At 70.6% G+C, this 20,138-nt stretch carries 20 protein-coding genes; 11 read left to right on the top strand and 9 right to left on the bottom strand.

Annotation, left to right across the window (positions count from 1 at the left end; genetic code table 11):
- Positions 1–54: 54 nt before the first annotated feature.
- Positions 55–417, bottom strand: coding sequence for a PLD nuclease N-terminal domain-containing protein (locus tag H504_RS0100750; protein ID WP_026421195.1), 363 nt, complete (start codon positions 415–417; stop codon positions 55–57).
- Between the two features lie 193 nt (positions 418–610).
- Here H504_RS0100750 and H504_RS41780 point away from each other — a divergent pair, with 193 nt between their 5' ends.
- Positions 611–2,590 (top strand): hypothetical protein, encoded by a 1,980-nt coding sequence (locus H504_RS41780; RefSeq protein WP_169735301.1) that lies wholly within the window; start codon positions 611–613, stop codon positions 2,588–2,590.
- Between the two features lie 51 nt (positions 2,591–2,641).
- Here H504_RS41780 and H504_RS0100740 read toward each other — a convergent pair whose 3' ends face one another.
- Entirely contained in the window at positions 2,642–3,007 is a 366-nt protein-coding gene (locus H504_RS0100740; RefSeq protein WP_026421194.1) for a hypothetical protein, read from the bottom strand.
- Positions 3,008–3,315: 308 nt separating this feature from the next.
- On the opposite strand from H504_RS0100740, the gene H504_RS32645 reads away from it, so the two are divergent.
- Together H504_RS32645 and H504_RS43940 are read left to right on the top strand one after the other, a co-directional pair.
- The gene (locus tag H504_RS32645; RefSeq protein WP_157440131.1) at positions 3,316–3,759 is read left to right on the top strand and encodes a hypothetical protein; all 444 of its coding nucleotides are present in this window, start codon (positions 3,316–3,318) and stop codon (positions 3,757–3,759) included.
- Between the two features lie 93 nt (positions 3,760–3,852).
- Positions 3,853–6,312, top strand: a complete 2,460-nt coding sequence (locus H504_RS43940; RefSeq protein ID WP_425394023.1) for a M48 family metalloprotease — start codon at positions 3,853–3,855, stop codon at positions 6,310–6,312.
- On the opposite strand, the gene H504_RS0100720 is transcribed toward H504_RS43940, so the two are convergent.
- A complete protein-coding gene (locus tag H504_RS0100720) occupies positions 6,313–6,714 on the bottom strand; it encodes a CoA-binding protein (RefSeq protein ID WP_026421191.1) in 402 nt (133 codons plus the stop codon).
- Positions 6,715–7,032: 318 nt separating this feature from the next.
- Between H504_RS0100720 and H504_RS38225 the strand changes: the two genes are divergently transcribed.
- Positions 7,033–7,317, top strand: a complete 285-nt coding sequence (locus tag H504_RS38225; protein ID WP_084467270.1) for a hypothetical protein — start codon at positions 7,033–7,035, stop codon at positions 7,315–7,317.
- A gap of 83 nt (positions 7,318–7,400) precedes the next feature.
- Here H504_RS38225 and H504_RS0100710 read toward each other — a convergent pair whose 3' ends face one another.
- The 3 genes from H504_RS0100710 to H504_RS0100700 all read right to left on the bottom strand — a co-directional run bounded on the left by H504_RS0100710 (position 7,401) and on the right by H504_RS0100700 (position 8,599).
- On the bottom strand, positions 7,401–8,138 hold the full coding sequence (locus H504_RS0100710; RefSeq protein ID WP_026421190.1) for a class I SAM-dependent methyltransferase: 738 nt from the start codon (positions 8,136–8,138) through the stop codon (positions 7,401–7,403).
- Between the two features lie 71 nt (positions 8,139–8,209).
- Complete coding sequence (locus tag H504_RS42260; protein ID WP_211239223.1) at positions 8,210–8,368, bottom strand: hypothetical protein; 159 nt, start codon at positions 8,366–8,368, stop codon at positions 8,210–8,212.
- A gap of 3 nt (positions 8,369–8,371) precedes the next feature.
- Entirely contained in the window at positions 8,372–8,599 is a 228-nt protein-coding gene (locus H504_RS0100700) for an NAD-dependent epimerase/dehydratase family protein (protein ID WP_026421189.1), read from the bottom strand.
- Between the two features lie 73 nt (positions 8,600–8,672).
- Between H504_RS0100700 and H504_RS0100695 the strand changes: the two genes are divergently transcribed.
- Positions 8,673–9,245, top strand: a complete 573-nt coding sequence (locus H504_RS0100695; RefSeq protein WP_026421188.1) for a TetR/AcrR family transcriptional regulator — start codon at positions 8,673–8,675, stop codon at positions 9,243–9,245.
- Positions 9,246–9,377: 132 nt separating this feature from the next.
- Positions 9,378–11,576 (top strand): MMPL family transporter, encoded by a 2,199-nt coding sequence (locus tag H504_RS32630; protein ID WP_051385350.1) that lies wholly within the window; start codon positions 9,378–9,380, stop codon positions 11,574–11,576.
- Positions 11,577–11,605: 29 nt separating this feature from the next.
- Here H504_RS32630 and H504_RS0100685 read toward each other — a convergent pair whose 3' ends face one another.
- Positions 11,606–12,037, bottom strand: a complete 432-nt coding sequence (locus tag H504_RS0100685) for a hypothetical protein (RefSeq protein WP_026421187.1) — start codon at positions 12,035–12,037, stop codon at positions 11,606–11,608.
- A 385-nt stretch (positions 12,038–12,422) separates the two neighbouring features.
- Between H504_RS0100685 and H504_RS32625 the strand changes: the two genes are divergently transcribed.
- The 4 genes from H504_RS32625 to H504_RS0100660 are packed head-to-tail and all read left to right on the top strand — an operon-like array spanning position 12,423 to position 16,679.
- Positions 12,423–12,803 (top strand): response regulator, encoded by a 381-nt coding sequence (locus tag H504_RS32625; RefSeq protein WP_035302886.1) that lies wholly within the window; start codon positions 12,423–12,425, stop codon positions 12,801–12,803.
- The gene (locus H504_RS32620; RefSeq protein ID WP_051385349.1) at positions 12,800–14,872 is read left to right on the top strand and encodes an ATP-binding protein; all 2,073 of its coding nucleotides are present in this window, start codon (positions 12,800–12,802) and stop codon (positions 14,870–14,872) included. The genes H504_RS32625 and H504_RS32620 overlap by 4 nt, the downstream gene beginning before the upstream one ends.
- A gap of 41 nt (positions 14,873–14,913) precedes the next feature.
- Entirely contained in the window at positions 14,914–15,759 is an 846-nt protein-coding gene (locus tag H504_RS32615; protein WP_051385348.1) for an MEDS domain-containing protein, read from the top strand.
- A complete protein-coding gene (locus H504_RS0100660; protein WP_026421186.1) occupies positions 15,756–16,679 on the top strand; it encodes a sensor histidine kinase in 924 nt (307 codons plus the stop codon). Before H504_RS32615 ends, H504_RS0100660 begins: the two co-directional genes overlap by 4 nt.
- 72 nt (positions 16,680–16,751) lie before the next feature.
- Here H504_RS0100660 and H504_RS0100655 read toward each other — a convergent pair whose 3' ends face one another.
- A complete protein-coding gene (locus tag H504_RS0100655) occupies positions 16,752–17,072 on the bottom strand; it encodes a hypothetical protein (protein ID WP_157440129.1) in 321 nt (106 codons plus the stop codon).
- Positions 17,073–17,613: 541 nt separating this feature from the next.
- Between H504_RS0100655 and H504_RS0100650 the strand changes: the two genes are divergently transcribed.
- Positions 17,614–18,624, top strand: a complete 1,011-nt coding sequence (locus H504_RS0100650) for a hypothetical protein (protein ID WP_026421184.1) — start codon at positions 17,614–17,616, stop codon at positions 18,622–18,624.
- Positions 18,625–18,797: 173 nt separating this feature from the next.
- On the opposite strand, the gene H504_RS0100645 is transcribed toward H504_RS0100650, so the two are convergent.
- The gene (locus tag H504_RS0100645; protein ID WP_026421183.1) at positions 18,798–20,138 is read right to left on the bottom strand and encodes a hypothetical protein; all 1,341 of its coding nucleotides are present in this window, start codon (positions 20,136–20,138) and stop codon (positions 18,798–18,800) included.

Below are 20,138 nucleotides of genomic sequence, written 5' to 3'. Positions count from 1 at the left end.
TGGTGGGCTGACCGGGAACTCGATCAGCCCGATCGAAAGCACACGCGATGGTGGTCAGAACTCCTGCTTGTTCTCCCGCGCCTTTCGGCGCTGTTCTTCCGCGCGTTCCCGGCACCGGCGGAGGAATTCCTCGTCGGATTCCGCGTCGGTGGCGGCGAAACGGCCGGGACGGTCGTATTCGGGGAACCGGGGCGCGGAGCGCTCGTGGGCGCCGGGGCGGTAGCCGCCCGGTTGTTGTGGGCGCCCGGCGACCAGCCACAGCAGCGAGCCGATGTCGGCCAGCAGCAGCACGATCAGCAGCCAGCCGGACTTGGGCAGGTTGCGGGTCGCGCCCTCCGGCGTGGTGATCACGTCCACCAGGCAGAAGATCCACAGGCCGAGCAGCAGCAGGCCGAACGCGCCACCGAAGTACAAGATCACGACAAACCCCCAGGTCGATTGCGACGCGCACAGAGTAGAGCACCCCGCCGACCGCCCGCCGCCGCCCCCGCCCGCCGAAGGACTCGACCGAACCGAGCGGAAGACCGCCTCGGTGGCCGTCCATTCGGGCAGGACGGCGCCGGGTCGACGGGGTGATCCTTCTGGCGCGACGAGCAAGGGAGCGGAGCCCATGGCAGGAGACATCAACCTCAACGAGCAACTGGTCACGCGCGGACAGGCGCACCGCGTCGCGCACGAGTACGGGCCGCACGTGACGATCGCGGCGGTGCAGCCGGGAACCGTTGCGGCACAAGACATCAACACCGAGGACTTGGACGAGGTCGGCGCGCTGGGGCTGGCCGCGCTGCGCCTGCGGGAGTCCGCGGAGTACGCGGCGGCCAAGGCGGAGCGGCCGCTGGACGGGGCCAACTGGGGCGACGCGGACGCCCCCGCCGTGCCCGAGGCGGCCACCGGGGCCACTGAGTCCACTGAGGAGGGTGCGCCGCTGTCGGCGCGGCTGACCGGACGGGTCGCCGTCGGCATCGTGGTCGTGAACGGGCCGGACCTGGCGTTCACCGACGCCGAGCGGGTCAAGGTGGTCGCCGAGGTGCAGAACGGGTTGGGCTGGCTGGGCGCGCAGAGCAGCCCGGGTGGGGTCACCTGGGTCTACGACATCCACTCGGTCACCATCGACGTGCACCCGGACCCGGCGGCGACCGACGACCAGAAGGAACCGCTGTGGCGGGATCCCGCGCTGCACGCGCTCGGCCACGACACGGCCGCCGCGTACGCGAGTTCCTTACGGGCGAGCCTGAACACCGACTGGGCCTACGTCGCGTTCTTCACGAAGTACCCGGTGCGGCACTTCGCGTACGCCTCGATCGGCGGTCCGCGGCTGGTGCTGCAGTACAGCAACAACGGCTGGGGACCGGACAACATCGACCGCGTGTTCGCGCACGAGACCGGGCACATCTTCGGTGCCCCGGACGAGTACTCGGCCAGCGGCTGCGACTGCGGTGGGTCGTGGGGGCCGTGGGGCAAGCCGAACGCCAACTGCGAGACCTGTGCCCCCGGTGGCGGCGAGCCGTGTCTGATGAAGGCCAACACGTGGGCGCTGTGCCCGCACACCCCGTACCACCTCGGTTTCCCGCAGGGGCAACGGTATTCCGGTGTGTTCACCGCCGGATCGGGCGGCCACGGGTTGTGGGTCAACGCGGACTGGTCGCACTTCGTGGCGAAGTGGCAGGAGTGGAGCGCCGCCGGGCTGCGCCTGGACGAGCTGGAGGTCAGCGAGCCGGGTGGGCAGCTCCGCTACTCCGGCGTGTTCACCCAGGGCGCGGGCGGGTACGGCCTGTGGGCGTTGGCGGACTGGGACAGCTTTGTCGGCAAGTGGAAGGAGTGGAGCGGCCAGGGGCTGCGGCTGGTCGACCTGGACATCACCGAGGTCAACGGCCAGCCGCGGTACTCGGGCGTGTTCCGGGCCGGTAGCGGCGGATACGGGCTGTGGGTGAACGCCGAGTGGTCCAACTTCGTGGCCAAGTGGCAGGAGTGGAGCGCCGCCGGGCTGCGCCTGGACGACCTGACGGTGGCCTCGATCAACGGCCAGTTGCGGTACTCCGGTGTGTTCAACGCGGGCTCCGGCGGCTACGGCCTGTGGGCGTTGGCCGACTGGGACAGCTTCGTCGGCAAGTGGAAGGAGTGGAGCGGCCAGGGGCTGCGGCTGGTCGACCTGGACATCACCCAGGTCAACGGCTCCCCCCGGTACTCCGGCGTGTTCCGCGCGGGCGCGGGCGGTTACGGGCTGTGGGTCAACTCCGACTGGACCGGCTTCCTGGAGAAGTGGCAGGAGTGGAGCGGCAACGGCCTGCGGCTGGTCGACTTCGACATCACACTGACCGGGATCGAGAGCCTGGCCAGCGTCGGCGCCCTGGTCGAGGCCGAGGTGGAGCCGCACCAGCCCGTCCCGAGCGGGATCGGCTTCAACTCGGTGTCCCTGCAGTCGGTCCCCGGCGACCTCGTGCACAACGCCCTCGACGACGGCACCGACACCGACGCCCCCGGCACCGGCTACCTGATCACCCCGACCGGCGCCGGTCAGGGCGAGCGTTCGGTGGTGGACGACCTGGTCCTGCCCGTGTCGACCGGGTTCGGGTCGATGTCCGCGCAGTGACCGCCCTCCGCCGTGCCCGTCACCCCCGACGGGCACGGCGGAGGCCCGGGGTCAGCGGCTGACGAGCAGGTCGTAACCGGCGACGCCAGAGCGGTTGCGGTAAGAGGTCCACGCGCCGCCAGAGACCCCGTTGGTGCCCGCGGTGTCGGACTCGGCGAGCGTGAGGAAGGTGGCGATGTAGACGTCGGTGAAGTGGTTGGTGGTGGGGATGACGCTGAGGCTGTAGCCGGTCACGCCGTTCTGGCAGTGGAAGCTGGAGAACACGCTGCCCGCCGTACCGTTGTTCCCAGCCTGCGTACACGCGGTCAGCGTCGGGGCGGTGTACAGGTAGACGCTGGGCAGAGCCTGTGCGGGGAGGGCGAGCCCGAGCACCGCCGCGCCCGTCGCGACAGCCGCGATCGCGGTCCGAATAGACATGCAGACCTCCTTGACCTCGAAAACCGGAATACCGATTTCGACGCTACTCGCGGCGCACAGACCCAAATGGATTCTTTGGGTGTTGGTGATATCCACGCACGGTGAGAATGCGCGAACGGTCCGATTCCATCGCGCCACGTCGAACCCCGGATCGCTGGTTCGGCGTGGGACGAACAGCGGTATCGCGTTGATTACCGAACGTGGTCCGGGGTGTCTCCCGTCACGGCGTCCCGTGTTGCCGCGGCGGTGGCCGGGTGTCCGCCCGAATGGACGATGACACCACATGGTCCGGTCCGGACCATGTGGGTGTGGATCACGAGGACTTCGTTGTCTCGACCGCGCGCGCCGTGGTCACCGCGGTCGCGCCCGATGAGCTCGCCCTGTTCGGGCCGATCAGCGCCGCCTATTCGCGCGCTCCGGAGAAGGTGGCCGCCCGTCGCGGCAGGCCGGGTGAGGTGCTCGGATCGGGAATCGACGTGGTGGTGGCGCTCGTGTCACCGGTGGCGCTCGCCGTCGCGACCGCCACCTACAACCGGCTGGTCGACCGGGCGGGCGACGCCGTTGTCGACGCGGGCGGGAAGCTGTGGAAACGGGCCCGCGACCGCGCCCGACCGGCGGTCGAGATCACCGACGGGCAACTGGCGGAATTGCACCGGATGGCCCACGAAAAGGCGCTGGAACTCGGTTTGTCCGAGGAACAGGCGACCCGGGTGGCGGACGCGCTGAAAGACGAACTCAGACGTGTCGAGTAACCCGGCGGCCCCGCCGTCGGGCACCACGCTGCGATTCGTCTCGCTGATCGCGGTCGCGGTCACCCTGCAGGTCTTCGGCCTTTACGCCTCGGCGTGGCCCGCCGCAACGGTGCTCGACGACGCCACCTGCCAGGTCCGTTCGGGGCTCTACTTCACCCCCGCCCACGTCATCGACCCCGACGAGCACCGGTGGAGCGCCTACCGCGACTGCATGTCGGGATTCCTGTGGACCCGGGCGATCTGGTTGGCGGTCGGGCTGGTCCTGCTGTTCGGCGTGGCCGTGGTGATCTACCTGGTCCGCCCCGGCTGGCGGGTCCGCCGGTCCCGGCTCGTCCCGCTGGACGGTCCGCTCGCCGCCGAACTGCGCGACCGCTCGACGAGCTGGTTCGCCGCGCCGGACTGCGCAAGGCCCCCGAGTTCGTCATCGACGCCACCAGCACGCGCGCGGGCGGTGTCGCGTTCGGACACCACCGACGCAAGATCGTCTGCCTCGACGCGGGCTTGGTCGCGTTGCACCGGCGCGACCCGCGCTCGTTCGAGGCCATCGTCCTGCATGAACTCGCGCACGTGCGGTCAGACGTGACCACCACGTACGCGACGTTGGCGGTGTGGCGGTCGTTCGTGTTCGTGGTCCTGTTGCCGTACCTGCTCAACCTCGTCGACCCGATGCTGCTCAGCCGCACACCGTGGGTGTTCCGGTGGGCGAACCCGGGCAACATCCAGTGGGAGGTCATCTGGCGGCTCGTGGCCATGGCGGCGCTGGTGTACCTGGCCCGGGTGGCCGTGCTGCGCTCCCGCGAGCGCTACGCGGACGCGCAAGTGGTGCGCTGGACCGGCGAACCGGACCCGTACGACGGTCTCACCCCCACCCGGACCATTCGGCGCTGGCTGGCGATCCACCCCACCCACGCGGCCCGCCACGCTGCCATGCGCGATCCGGATTCGTTGTCGCGGCCTGGTTTCTGGGAGGTCCTGGCCTGCGCGCTGGCGCTGCAACTGGCCTGGCGCAACACTGTCGCCGGTCTCGGCGACCTGACCTGGTACCACGCGGACAACATCTCCTACCCGGTCATGCGGATCGTGTGGGCCGTCGTGATCGCGGTGTTGGTGTTCACCACCGCTCGTCGCGGCGCGGCCTACTTGCGCACGTCCGGGCCGAAGCGGGGCGTGTTCGCGCGGGCGGGTCTGGCGGTCGGCCTCGGCGTTGTCCTCGGTGACGTGCTCGATCCGCGCGGCGGCCTCCTGATCACGTGGTGGGAGCCGGTGATCTGGGTCGGGTTCGTGGCGGCGGCGGTGCTGTTGTGCTGCTGGGCCGGGTACTGCGTTGGCCGGATGACGACGCGGTGGCACCCGTACTTCGTCGCCGCCTGCGTGGCGGTGGTCACCTACTCGGTGGTGAGCTGGTATGTCCAGACCCCGGAGGCCGAGTCGTTGTGGGCGGTCGACATGCGCCCCACGGTGGACATCCTGCGCGGCTACGCGTCGTCCACTGTGGACCACATGGTGCTTGAGGTGGTGACGTGGTCGTTCTTGCTCAACTCGACCCGAGTGGTGACGGCGCTGGCGTTGCTGCTCCTGTGGCTGGTGCCGGTCGTGGCGCTGAGGTTGCGCAGCGCGTCGACGTCCGGCCTGCTCTGGTGCGTCATGAACGACTGGACGAACGCGGTGTGCGTCTCGTTGCTCACCCGGCGCGTCTCCCGCTTCGCCATGGTGGTGGGTGGTGTGGGTGGCGTCGCCGCGGTGGTCGTGTTGGTGCTGTCGGGTACGGCGGCCTCGCCCGAGGCGGCGTTGGTGCGCACCGCGTGGGGCATCTTCGCGGTGTTCTCGGTGCAGGTCGTCGTGGCCGTTGTCACGGCGCGTCGAGCCGGGTGGACGGGTGCCCTGTCAGCGGTGTGGCTGGTCGGCCTGGTCGCCACCGTGGGCATCTGGTGGACCCACGGGCAGGACGGCGAGGTCGACAGCGTGCTCGCCGCCCGTCCGCTGCAGGTACTGCCGTTCCTGGGCACGGTGGCCGCCCTGCTCGGCGGCGCGCTCGCCCTCCGGCGCGGTGATCAAGCAAGAGCCGCGGGCAAGCGGTCCGCCGTGTTCTTGGCGCTCGTCGCGCTCGTGTCCGGTGTCCTGGTGTGGCGCTGGCCGCACGCCTCCCGTGCCGTCTCGATCGCCGCCCCGCCCTCGGCTGACGCGGGCACCAACCACGACCACGCGGTCTCCGTCTGGATATACGGCGGGGGCTGGGACGTGGTCGCCTCCGTCATCAAGGCGGATGGCGCGGTGTTCCAGAACGTCCTCGCCACCAACACGCCCCTGCGGGACCAGGACTGCGCCCCGCTCTTGCCGGTGCTGCGTGCGGCCAAGGACTTCCCGCCCCCACCCGACGCCCGAGTCAGTGCCACCTTCACCGACGCGTTGACCGCCCTGGAAGCGGGCGCGACCGAGTGCACCACCCCCGGCAGCGACGTGACCTCGATGAACAACCACCTCAACCACGGCATCCACCAGCTCGGCGCGACCCGGGTCATGCTCTCCGACGCGCTGGAACGGATATTGCGCTGATCAGGCTGGCCCGTGCCGCGACCACTCGATCGCCGGGCAGTGGTCCTGCACGAACCGGAGCCCCGCCGCCCGCGCACGCGCCCCCGCCGCGTTGTCGATCACCCCCAACTGGAACCACACGGCTTTCACCCCCAACGCGATCGCCTCGTCCGCGACCCCACCCGCGTCTTCCGACCGCCGGAACACGTCGACGCAGTCGACCTCGAACGGGATGTCCGCCAGGCTCGCGTACCCCGGCTCCCCCCATACCGCCTCGGCTTTGGGGTGCACCGGCACGATCCGCTTGCCGTGCTGCTGCAGGAACCGCGCCACCCCGTGCGCGGCTCGGGCCGGGTTGTCCGCCAAGCCGACAACCGCCCACGTGTCGCAGTTGGCCAGCACCCACCGGATGTCGTCGCTCATACCCCCACCATCTCACGACCGGCCGCCTGCGTCGGTAGGTCGGGCCACCCGTCCGCGACCCCAGTGGGCCATCCGAGTGGCGCCGGTCACGCTGGCTTGGACCCGGTCGGTCCACCCACCCGGAGCGGTGAAACACGGTCGAGTGGTTGCTGTGTGAATGGCGACGCAGTGTAGAACCAGCGGGTTGCCGTTTCCTGGGTGGACGGTTGTACCCGGGGTGCGGGTCGGCGGCGGAGTTGGTGTTTTCCGCCCGCGGCAAGGGCTTCGGGGGTCACGATGGTTCCACTGACCGCGACCGACCGATGGTGGGAGACAGCGATGACCGAGAACGAGACGATCGCCCTGCACGACGTCGCCGAGGGCGCGATCCTCTTCCACAACGGCCTGTGGGGCGGCCCGATGGGCTTCCGCTGGGCGGACTACACCGGCACCGCCGCGGGCGAGCTGTCCCAGTGGGAAACCGACGCCGTCATGTCCCTCCAGCGCCGCGGCCTGATCGTCATCGAGTCGAACCCGGGCCAGGGCCGCGACGCCCGCGTCCAGGTCACCGCCGCAGGCGCCGCCCAGGTCGACTACTCCCTGCTCGCCCTCGCCGCCGCCTGAGCCAGGTCCCCGTCCACCGACAGCTTCCGGACCGGCGCCCATTGTGTCCACAGTAGACACAATGGGCGCCGGTCCGTTCGTGGTCAGCGGATTGCGGCGAGGACGCGGCTGTCGCCGTGTTGCCAGAGGGTGTCGATCTCGGTGAAGCCCGCGGCGGTCAGGGCGGCGTGGTGGGTGGCGAGGGCTTGGCTTTCGTCGTGAGAGTTGTGGCCGGTGCGCGGGGTGACGAGGGGGCCGAAGTCGGGGTCCTGCGCGATGGCGTCCCACCACTGTTCCCAGTCGTCGCGGGGGGTTTGGGTGGGGCGGGCGAGGTGGCGTTGGACGCGGGCGAGGGTGGGGGCGGTGTCCGTGACGAGGAGGTGGTCGCCGTCGAGGAGGATGCCGCCGGGCGTGAGCAGCGCGTGGACTGTGGCATAGGTGGCGCGGAGTTTGGGCTCGGTGAGCCAGTGCAGCGCGGTCGTGCTGATGGCGGCGTCCACCGGGGTGTCGAGGTCGAGGCGGTCGGACCAGTTGGGGGAGCCGAGGTCGGCGGAGACGAACCGGAGTCCGGGGGTGTCGGCGTGCGCGGTCTGGGCGAGGGCGAGCAGCAGCGAGTTGGAGTCGACCCCGACGACGCGGGCGCCCGGGATGCGCTCGCGGAGGCGCACGGACAGTGAGCCGGGTCCACACCCCAGGTCCAGCACGAGCGGGTCGGGTTTGCCGGTGACCTCGGCCACCGCGTCGGCGATGACGCCGAACAGGGTTTCCCGGTGCGGGACGTAGAACTCCTGCTGGGCGTCCCAGCGGGCGATCCAGGACAGGGCGTGTGCGCGCACGAGCACCTCCGTGACTGTTGTCGGCTCTGCTGCCGGTGACCATTTTCCGGATCGCGTCGCATTTGCTCGACGGCCTCTCACATCCCTGCCCAGGATCGCCGGATGACGGCGACGTTGTCGCACAGGAAGTCGTCGAAGGTACGCGCGGGGCGGCCGGTCAGCGTGGGCACCGCGCCGGGGTGTGGATCACCGGTGAGCAGGGCGGCCGCGCAGGCGGCGATGTCCGCGCAGTCCACGTATTACACCCGGCCGGTGCCGTAGGAACCCAGGACGTGATCGAAGGCGCGCGTCCGGAAGTTCTGCATGAACGCGTTGGGCCGCAGCACGCTCCACCCGAGCCCGGTGAGGCGGCACCTGGGCGGCGCACCCCCAGTCGGATCACGGACCAGTGCCGTGACCGCGGTGTCGCCCAGGTGCCGCAGCAGGTGGCCGCCGACCTGTCCGGTCGCGCCGGTCACCAGGATCATCCCCGCCCCCACTAACCTGAGGTAGCCTCGAGCTACTAAATCGAGGCTACCTCGAATTGATCGTGGAGGTCCAGTGCCCACCACCACACGGCGACCCCGGGCGGACGCGCGCCGCAACCGCGACCGCCTGTTGACCGCCGCCGACGAACTGTTCCGCGAGCGCGGCGCAGACGCGTCGCTGGAGGCGGTCGCCAAACTGGCTGGTGTCGCGATCGGCACCCTCTACGGCCACTTCCCCACCCGCCGCGCGCTGATCGGCGCCGTCCTGCAGGACCGCAACGACGCGCTCATCGAGGCCGGGCACGCGCTGGCGGGTCTACCGCCCGAGGAGGCGCTGCGCCGGTGGGTCGCCCTGTCCGTCGCGCACGCGACGACCTACCGCGGGCTGACCGTTCACCTGCTCGAAGGCGCCGAGGACGGCGAGACAGATGAGACATCGGGGCTGTACCGGGACTGCGGCCGGATGTCCACCGTCAACGAACGGGTGACCCACGCCGCGGTCGAGTCCGGCGCGATCCGACCCGGTACCACCGGCGCCGACGTCCAGACCCTGGTCTCGGCCTGCGCGATGGTGGGCGAGCGGGTCACCCCGGAGCAGGCCGACCGGTTCCTGGCCATCGCGCTGCGGGGGTTGCTCAGCCGCTAGCGACACCGTCCACTCGCGTCACTCGAACGTGCGCTTCATCAAGCGGGACAAGCGTTCCCGGGCAACCCTGGAGGCGCGGCCACCCGGTGTGCGTCCGACGGGTCGGTCAAGCGCGACCGGTGAGGGTGTGCGATGGCTGTTCTGCTGTACCGGCTCGGGATGGCCGCCGCGCGGCACCGGGTAGCGGTGGCACTGGTGTGGCTGGTCGTCTTCGTGGCGACCGGCGTGGGCGCGGCGACGCTGTCCGGGAAGACGGTGTCGACGTTCCGGATACCGGGGCAGGAGTCCACCGTCGCGCTGGACCTGATGCGCGACCGGTTCGGGGCGGCGTCCGGGGGTGGTTCGGCGCAGGTGGTGCTGCGGGCGCCGGAGGGGCACACGCTGACCGAGACGAAGATCGCCGAACAGGTCGGCGGGATCGTCACCACGCTCAAGTCGCTACCGGGGGTGGCGGCGGCGAGCAATCCGGTGAACCCGGCCAACCCGACCGTGTCGGAAGACCGGCGGATCGGCTACAGCACGGTGTCCTACGCGGTCCCCGCCCCGGAGATCACCGCCGACCAGCGGGACGCGCTCACCGCCGCCGTCGAGCAGGCCCGTGCGTCCGGGCTCACCGTCGAGGTGCGCGGTGACGTGTTGCAGCCGCCGTCCACGGTGGGCGGCCCGGCCGAGATCATCGGTGTGCTGGTGGCGCTGGTGGTGCTGGCCGTCACCTACGGATCGCTGGTCAGCGCCGGGATGAACCTGCTGACCGCCATCGTCGGGGTCGGCATCGGCGCGCTCGGCATCACCACGCTGACCGGGTTCGTGCAACTGCAGGCCACGACCCCGATCCTGGCGATCATGCTCGGCCTCGCGGTGGGCATCGACTACGCCCTGTTCATCGTCACCCGCTTCCGCCAGGAACTGCTCTCCGGTCGCCCGGTCCAGGAGTCCGCCGCGATGGCGGTCGGCACCGCCGGGTCCGCCGTGGTCACCGCGGGACTGACCGTGGTCATCGCCCTCGCCGGTCTGTCCGTGGCGGGCATTCCGTTCCTCACCGAGATGGGCCTGGCCGCCGCCGCGACGATCGTCATCGCGGTGCTGATCGCGATCACCCTGGTGCCCGCGATGCTCGCCTTCGTCGGCCGCCGCGCCCTGCCGCGCAAGTCCCGCGACGAGGGCGCCCCCGTGCACGTCGACCACGGCTTCCACCGCAAGTGGGCCGAGGAGGTCACCCGGCACCCGTGGATCACGCTGTCGGCCGCCGTGCTGGCACTGCTGGTGATCGCCATCCCGGTCCTGTGGCTGCGGACCTCGCTGGTGCAGCACCCGGCGAGCGACACGACGCAGGCCCGCGCGGAGAAGCTGGTCGACGCCGGGTTCGGCCCCGGGTACACCGCGCCGCTGCTCGTCCTCGTCGACGGGAACAAGTCGCTGACCAGGGGAGCGGTGCTGCGCGACCAGGCCGCCGCGCTGCCGGACGTCGCCGTGGTCACCGCGCCGCGACCCAACCAGGACCGCACCGCCGCGCTGATCACCGTGATCCCGTCGTCGGCGGCGGACGCGACCGAGACCACGAACCTGGTGCACGCCCTGCGCGATCAACTGGCCGACGTGGACGGCGCGGCGGTCTACGTCACCGGCACCACCGCGGTCAGCATCGACGTCTCGGCCAAGCTGGACTCCGCGCTGCCGGTGTACCTCGCGCTGGTGGTCGGGTTGGCGTTCGTGCTGCTGATCCTGGTGTTCCGCTCGATCCTGGTCCCGGTCGTCGGCGTGCTCGGCTTCCTGCTGACCATCGGCGCGGTGCTCGGCGCGACGACGGCGGTGTTCCAGTGGGGCTGGCTGAGCGCCGTGGTCAACGCGAAGGCCACCGGCCCGCTGATGAGCCTGTCGCCGATCATCATCGTCGGCATCCTGTTCGGGCTGGCGATGGACTACCAGGTGTTCCTCGTGTCCCGCATGCACGAGGCGCACGCGCACGGCGCCGAACCCGAGGAAGCCATCACCACCGGGTTCGGGCAGGCGGCCACCGTCGTGGTCGCCGCCGCCACGATCATGTTCGCCGTGTTCGCCGGTTTCGTGCCCGAGGGCGACGACACGATCAAGCCGATCGGCTTCGCCCTGGCCACGGGCATCGTGTTCGACGCGATCGTGGTCCGCATGATCGCCGTCCCCGCCGCGCTCGCCCTGCTCGGCAAGTCCGCCTGGGCCCTGCCGAAGTGGCTGCGTTGGCTCCCGGAACTGGACGTCGAGGGCGCCGCCCTCGAACGCACCGTCCCCGCCCAGGCCACCACCTCGCCGGTGTCGCCGGTCCAGCCGCGCAGGCACGAGGACGTCCACCACTAGCCGGGAGATCATCCACAGTGGAATGGAGATCAACTCCACGGCGCGCGCAATGCCTGGGTGATGGTGGGGTCGATCTGGGCCAGGTCCCACAGCCGCGTGTCGCGCAGGACCCGGAACACCGCGGGGCGCCGGGTCACGATCCGGAACGTGGCACGGGTCCGCCTGCAGGCGGACTCGACTTCGGTGGCCTCGCGCGCTTCCACCACGGCCACGTCGAACAGGTTGACGACGATCAGGCGGGGTGCCATGGCCACCGCGTGGGCTAACGCGGCGCGCAGTTCGTGCAGTGCCGGGCCGATCCGGGGGCCGCGCACGCCCACCACGACGGCGCCGGAGACCGGGGTGTCGATCCAGACGCGGTGATCGTCTTCGGCAGTGGTGTTCCTCGGCCAGGGGAGGTGTTCGGTGCTGGTTGTGGTCGTTGGCGCCGGTCTCGGCGGGTCGGTGATGGTCAACGTCACCGCGCGCGGTGGAGCGGGTGGGCCGCGAGCGACGGCGGGTGGTCCATGGCGCACAGCTTCCGGTTGATCGACGCGAATGGACAGACGAGGGCCGCGTTTCGGGTCGATGACCACACCTTGGTGTGGATGTGCTGTCTGACGGGCATGACACGCAGGCTAAGCGGGAACGCGTGACGTTTCCACACAGCGTCGCCGGATCACCCGACCTGAGTAGGTCTCCGCTCGTTGCCGTTCGGCGTTTGGTCACTCGACGTGGGATTTGCTGCCCTGGTGCGGTTTCGGATCGCGCATGGTGGAGTGGTCGTGCATTGTGGAGCGATCGGAGGCTCGGACGGGGGGCGTGCGCCGAGTCCGAACCGGACGGTGCGACAGGCGGGGAGGTGCGGTGGCACGGGTTCTGGTGGTCGACGACGACGCCGACGTCCGCGACCTCGTCGTGCGGTGGCTGCGCGAGGACGGCCACGAGGTGTTGCCCGTCGACAGCGGCCCGCTGGCCCTGGCCGCGGTCGACAGCGCCGGGCTGCCCGACCTGGTCGTGCTGGACGTGGCGATGCCGGGCATGGACGGGGTCGACCTGCTGCGGCAGTTGCGCGAGATCGACCAGCGGCTGCCCGCGATCTTCCTGACCGTGCTGTGGTCCGGGCCCGACGTCGAGCGGATGGCCGCGATGGCCGCGGTGTACGTGGTGAAGCCGTCCAGCGGTGACGCGCTGCGGGCGGCCGTGCGGGACCTGCTGGCCGACCGCGGGAGAGTGGGGCCGAGGTGACGGCGTCGGCTGCCTCGCTGGTGCGGACCGCGGTGTTCGCCGGGCTCTACCTGGTCGCTTCGGTCGCCGGGCGGATGACCGTGCTCGACCAATCCAGCCTGAGCCTGGTCTGGCCCGCGGCCGGGGTGGCCGCGGCGTGGTTCTGCGCCCCGGGCCGCGCGGTGAGCAAGGCCGTCGACGTGGCGCTGCTCGCCGCGATCACCGTGGCGGTGAACACCGCGACCGGGGCGAGCCCGGCGCAGGCGGCGGTCTTCGTGGTGGCGAACCTGCTGCAGGTCGAGGTGTTCGCGGCGTTGCTCCGGCGGTGGCGGCCCGCGTTGTGGACCTGGCGGGCGGACGGGGGCCTGCGCACCCCGGCTGACCTGTGGGTCCTGCTGGGGGTGGCGTACCTGGCGTCCTCGGTGGGCGCGGTGGTCGGCTCGGCCGGGATGTGGCTGGCGACGAGCCGGTTCTCCTGGGTGATGACGGCGGTGTGGATGGCGCGCAACTTCGCGGGCCTGCTGGTCGTCGGCGCGGTCGCGTTGTGCGTCGGTCGGGTCGTGGCGGCTCGGCGGGGCGGGGAGGTCGCCCGACCGGCGGGACTGCGCTGGACCAGGGTGGCCGAGTACGTGGGCGTGTCAGTGTGCACGGCGGCGGCGTACACGCTCGGGTTCGGCAGCCACGGTGTGCCGGTCACGGCGATTCTGGTCGCACCCACGGTGTGGGCGGCGGCCCGGTTGCCCACACCGTTCGTGGCCGCGCACAACGCGGCGGTCGCGACGTTCGCCGTGGTGTTCACCCTCAACGGCTCCGGGCCGTTCACCGCGGTGAACTCCCACGCGGGCCGCGCGCTGTTCGTGCAACTGTTCGTGATCGTGGTCGCCGTGGTCGGGCTGGCCCTGGCGCTGGGTCGGGACGAGCGGGAGACCCTGTTGCGGGAGCTGGGGCGGCAACGGGAGGACGCGGCGCGGCGCGCGGAACTCAAGCGCGCCATCATCGACTCGATGGCCGACGGGCTGTCCGTGATCGATCCGTACGGGCGGATCACCCTGCGCAACCCCGCCGCGACGACCCTGCTCGGCGGCAGGCTCAGCCCGGCCGACACCGTCGCCGACACCGGTCACTACGGCTTCTTCCACCTCGACGGCACCCCGTTGACCCCGGCCGAGATGCCGCACGTGCGCCTGGCCGCGGGCGAGGTCATCGAACCGATGGACGTCCTGGTCCGCCACGAAGGACTACCGGACGGGCGCATCCTCAACGTGCGCACCACCGCCCTGCCCGACGGCCGAGGTGGGCACAACGCCGTGGTCCTCTACCACGACGTCACCGCCGAGCGGCGCCACCGCGACGAACTCGCCGCGTTCGCGGGCGTCGTCGCGCACGACCTGCTCAACCCGCTCACCGCCGTCGAGGGCTGGACCGACGACGCCGACGACGCGCTGCAGGACGCCCCCACCCACCCGATGGTCGACCGCGCCCGCCAGGGCCTCGTCCGGGTCAAACGGTCCTCTGCCCGGATGCGGAACCTGATCAACGACCTGCTCGCGTACACGACCGCCCGGGACGCGACCATCGCCGCCACCACCATCGACCTCACCGCCCTGGCCACCGAGATCGCGACCGTACGCGGCGACACGGCCGCGGCCGCCGGGTTCACCCAGCCCCGCTTCCGGATCGGTGCCCTGCCGCCCGTCCGCGCCGACCTCGTGCTCGCCCGGCAACTGCTGGACAACCTCATCGGCAACGCGGTCAAGTACACCGCGCCGGGGACCACCCCCGAGGTCGAGATCACCGCCACCCGCCGGGGCGACCAGGTCCAGGTGACGGTCGCCGACAACGGCATCGGCATCCCACCCGGCCAACACGAGGTGATCTTCGACAACTTCCACCGCGCCCACCGCGACCCCGGCTACCCCGGGACCGGCCTCGGCCTCACCATCTGCAAACGCATCGTCGAACGCCACGGCGGCCGCATCACCGCCACCGACAACCCCACCGGCGGCTCCCGCTTCACCTTCACCCTCCCCGCCGTCACCGGAACGCCCGGCCCGCAGGACACCAACCCGTCCCACCGCGTCGCGGTCTGAGAGCACCAGGCAGGTGCCGCGGGCCGGCGTAAGGTGAGCCGGTGAACCCGGGTGCGGAGTCGAACCACCTGCCCGCGACCGACGGTCGCGGGCACCTGTGTTGGGCGTTCACCGACCGGGACGAGTTCGCCGCTCGGGCCAGGGAGTTCATGGCCGAGGGGCTGGGGGAGGGCAAGCGGGTCTGCCTGATCGCTCCCGGCACGGTCGAGGAGTTGGTCGGCGACCTGCGGGACTTGCCGGACTTCGACGAACAGTGGGATCGCGGCGCCGTGCAGGTCCGGTCACTCGACGGTGTCTACGGTGCCGGTGTGGTCGTCGATCCCGACGAGCAGGTCCGGGTCTACCACGCGGAGACCCAGGCGGCTGTGGCGGCGGGATTCACCGGTCTGCGGGTGGCCGCGAACACCACCGAACTGGTCCGCACCCCCGCCCAACTGGCGGCGTTCGCGACCTACGAGCACGCCGTCGACCGCTACATGGCGGCGTACCGGTTCGAGGCGATGTGCGCCTACAGCCGCCCCGACCTGGGGTCCGACGTGATCAACCGGCTCGCCGCCCTGCACCCGCGGGGCAACGCGGACACGGTGCCGTTCCGCCTGCACGGGTGGGGCGGTGGCGGCGCGGTGGCGCTGGAAGGGGAGTTGGACTTGCGGTCGCACGACGTGTTCCCCTGGGCGCTCGGCCACGTGGCCGGGCAGTGGGAGCCCGGTGAGGTGGTCGTGGACGCGCGGGAGCTGACCTTCATCGACCACCACGGCCTGCTGCGGCTGGCGGCGCAGGCCGAACGCCGGGGAACGACGGTGGTGCTGCGCACGCGGCGGTTCAGCCCGGCCAGGATGGTCGACATCCTGGGCCTGTCCACCGTGCGCGTTGAGCAGGTGGCATGACCTACGACCACGTCGCGCTGTACTACGGCGACGACGACGAACTGAGCGCCGCGGGAGCCTCGTTCCTCGCCGACGGGCTCGACCGGGGCGAGGCCGTGGTCGTCGCCCTTGACCCGTCGCGGGTGGACCTCGTGCTGGCCGGGGTCGACTCCTCGGCGGTCACGATCTTGCCGGGCGACGCGCACTACACGCGCCCGGCGGTCGCGATCCGGTCCTACTGCGACCTGTTCACCAGGTTGGTCGCGGGCGGTTCGACGGCCGTGCGGGTCCTCGGTGAGGTCCCGGCCTCGCCGATCGGCTGGGATGTCTGGTCGCGGTACGAGTCGGCGGTCAACTACGCGTATGACCGGTTCCCGGTGCGGTGCATGTGCGTCTACGACACCCGGACCACCTCGGCGGGCGTCCTGGAGGACGTGGCCAGGACCCATTCCGTCGTCGCCGCCACCGGTGGCACCTTCGTCGCCAACCCCGACTACGTCGAGCCGCTGTCCTTCCTCGCCCACACGCGCCCGATGACGCCGCACGCCATCCAGCACGAGCCGCCCGTCGTCGACCTGGTCGACCCCTCGCCCGCCGCCGCGCGCAACGCGGTCGTGGCGGCCAATGGGAACGCCCTGTCGCCGGGCGAGCTTGAGGACTTGGTGGTCTCGGTCAGCGAGGTCGTCACCAACGCGGTGCGCTACGGCGTCGGACCGGTCCGGCTGCGGGTGTGGTCGCGGGACCACCACATGGTCGTCACCGTCCACGACCGCGGCCGCGGTCCGGCCGACCCTTTTGCCGGGCTCGTCGCCGACCCTGCCCCCGGCGGCGGGGGCTACGGCCTCTGGCTCGTCCACCAGCTCTGCCACCACGTCACCCTCGCCACCGACGACACGGGTTTCACGGTTCGGCTGTCCATGTGGGAACCGCGTGCCACCTAGCGAACTTGGGGCTAGTGACGGAGCACTGTCCGCTGTGGCAGGCCACGGCGGACAGTGCTCACTGCAGCGGCTTCAGCGCCGCGGCCGTTGGAACACCACGGCGACGCCCCGCTTCGTGTCACGGCTCGCTCGGGCGGGCACGACCATCGCGAACTTCCCACGGCAATCCGCGGACGGGTACAACGTCGCCTGCCGGTCGGTCTTGTTCTCCACCCGGCGGACCGTCGAACCGAGCGGGTAGCAGGTGTTGTCGTCCGGATCGATGATCCCCGCGCCGCCGTCCGCGTCGTAGAACGTGAACGTCCCCCGGGCGGCGGCGGCCGGGCTCACGAACTGGACAGCGGCCAGGCAGGCGAAAACCAACCCGAGCGCGAGTCGCCGTGTCGTTCTCATGGTTCCCTTTCGTCGAGCAACGTGTGCTGTGGACGATGCGTCATGCCTGCGGAACCCGACAGTCGAGGTTCGCCGTTTCGCCGGAGATGACCACATCGAGTGATCTTCGGTAATGACGGCAACCGACACCGGCGATCCTCATGGCCGGATGCCGCAGGCCACACGGACGAGTGAACCGCGCTCGGCCCGGAAACGCCGGGTTCGGGCGGTTTGCCCGACAGTCCGGTTTGTCGTCTACACCGGTCGTTTTTCCGGACCGCGGGTCCAGGATGGCCAATACCCGCGAAAACTGTTGTGCGGCAATCGTTGTGCCCGACTTCCGCGGCTTGCTAGCGTCGGGGGTCGCAGATTCGATCTGTTCGGAGGGGCTGTGAAATCAGGACGCTTCATTGTTTCGGCGATTCTGTTATCCGTCGGCTGTCTGCTCGCGAACACCCTTTTTGCCGCCGCCACCGGCACTGTGAGCGCGAATGCCGTCAAATGGCATCCGGGCCACTACATCACCAGCGACTGGTGGCACAGCGCGTCGACACCGGCGAGCATGGCCAGCGGTGAACTGAACGTCGTCAACACCTCGCCCACGCTCGCGGGCTGGAAGGGCAACTACTACTGGGGGGCGCTGGAGACCGGTCGCGGGGTGTACAACTTCGGCGTCATCGACGCGGAGTTGGCCCGGCTCAACCAGGGGAACCCCACCCCGCGCAAGAAACTGATCATCGAGATCTCGTCGAGCGGCTTCCAGGGCTCGCCCAACCAGGACCCGCGCGGCTTCCTCAACGCCGTGCTGCCGAGCTACCTGACGACCGACACCGCCACCTACGGCGCGGGGGCCACGACGGGAACCAGCGGCTGGTGGTACGGCGGTGGCGGCTACTCGATCACCGCGGCCGTCTGGCGGCAGGCCGTCACCGACCGGCTCATCGCGCTGCTGCAGGCGTTGGGCGCCCGCTACAACAGCAACCCCGACGTCGAGGGCGTCGTGCTGACCGAGACCGCCTCCCAGGTCGCCACCGGTGGCGGCTACAACGACAACACGCTGTTGAGCCAGTTGGAGCGCACCCTCACCGCCGGGACGGCCGCGTTCCCCAACACCAACATCGTCATCGAGAACAACTTCATGGGCAACCAGCCCAACACCAGCGCGCTGGTGTTGTTCGAGAACTCGCACCGGGTCGCGGAGAGCGGACCGGACCTGCTGGGCAAGACCGCCACCGACAAGACGACGCCGCCCAAGGAGCTGACCTGGGGGCAGCAGTGCGTGACCGGGTACCCCGGCACCGGGTGCGGCAACCTCACCGGCAGCATCGCAGTCATCCAGAACATCGACGAGCCGGAGCTGCTCGGCACCCAGTTCCAGGGCTACGGAGCGCCGTTCACCCCGCTCGACATCTACAACAACGGTGAGGACTACCTGCACGCCAGCCATCTCATGTGGACCTACCTGATCGGCAGGCCAACCAACAACTGGCCCACCATCGCCTCGATGATCAGCACCCACCCCATCCGCTACACCGCGTGCCCCACCAGCTACCCGGCCTGCGACACCCGCTGACGAAGGGGAGTGGTTCAACCCAGGTGGTTGGCTAGGTGCATCGACCTGTCCACGGCGTTCTTGGCAAGACGCGGGAACGACCTCGTACTATGGACGTACTTGGTTGTGTCGACAACGCGGCCAAGGACGTCGCGGACAGGTCGAGGCCCGGTCAACGTATCTGGGTCGAGCCGCTAGACCCACACGACGACGTTGTCGGCGGCGAGGTTGCCCATCACGCTGACGATGCCCGCGGTGCCGTCGCCGTAGAAGCGGGCGAAGATGCCCGCCGGCCTGCCGCCGAACAGCAGGGGGCCGAGGACCGGGGCGATGTCGACCTCGTAGGCCTCGTCGACCCCGTCGGCGGTCATCCAGGCTCGGGTGGTGTGCGGGGTGATGAACTCCTGCACGATGCTGGTCCCGGTCACCAGCGCCGACCGGACCGCTGACTCCCAGTCGGCGGGTGAGGTGCGTTCGCCGATGAGGACCTGCTTGCCGCTCATGCCCAGGCCTTCCTTGAGCACCAGGCGCTCCCGGTTGTCCACAGTGTACTGGGGCAGGTCCACCCCGCGGTCGCCCCTTGTCGAGCGCCGGTCGGCCAGGATGCGGGTCCACGGCAGGTACCGCTCGACCAGGGCGCGTTCGGCCGAGCTCATCCACGGTCGGCCCTCCGACAGCAGGCCCATGGTGAGCTTGCTGGCCAGGAACGTCGAGGTCTGGGTGCCGACCAGCAGCACGCCGTTGTCGAGGGCGTCCTGGACCGGGTCCAGGTCGATGTCCAGGTCGAGCCAGTCGGGGATGGTGAAGTTGCGCAGGCCCAACGGGTAGCGCAACGGCTCGGGGCAGTCCCATGCGGTGTGCAGGTCTTCCGGTTCGAAGAAGGTGGCCGTCAGACCGCGGCTGTTGTAGTAGTCGGCCTCGATGTCGAAGTAGCGGGTCGACTCGACGCCCTGGTCGCGGGCGCTGCCGACCAGGGCCAAACGGGGCGCGACGCCCAGTTCGGTGCTCAGGTCGCGGAACATGCGCTCGCGCACGGCGAACGGTTCGTGGAAACCGAAGGGCACCCGGCCTTCGGCGTCGGCGAACAGCTTGCGCCAGGCCTGGAGTCGGCAGTGGGTCTCCACCGGGCCGCCGAGGGCGCCGGAAACGTTGAACTCCAGGAACTTCGGGCCGTCCGGTCCGATGACGACGTCGGGCCGGGCGACGCAGTCGGCGTAGCGCTCCTCGGTGAACTGGTCGGCGACGAACAGTTTCCGTTCGCTGTCGGGCATCCCGTAGGCGGCGAGCCTGCCCTCGGTGGTTTCGGCGGTCTCCAGGGCGACCCGGCGCACGAGGTCGAGCAGGGCCCTGGTGGCCCGGTAGAGCTCGGCGTAGCCCGCGCGGGGGATGGCGAGCGGGGCGGCGGGCAGCAGCGGCTGGTGCGGCCAGCCGGTGTCGCGGATCTCGTGGCGCAGCAGGTCGCGGGTGGTCGACGGGGCCGCCGCCGGGGCGATCCGGTGGCCGCCGAACCACGAGTCCACTGTGGATCGAATCAT

It is taken from the genome of Actinokineospora inagensis DSM 44258, from assembly GCF_000482865.1.
GTDB lineage: Bacteria > Actinomycetota > Actinomycetes > Mycobacteriales > Pseudonocardiaceae > Actinokineospora > Actinokineospora inagensis.
The sequence above is the reverse complement of the archived record's forward strand: the minus strand, read 5'-3'. Positions and strand labels throughout refer to the sequence as shown.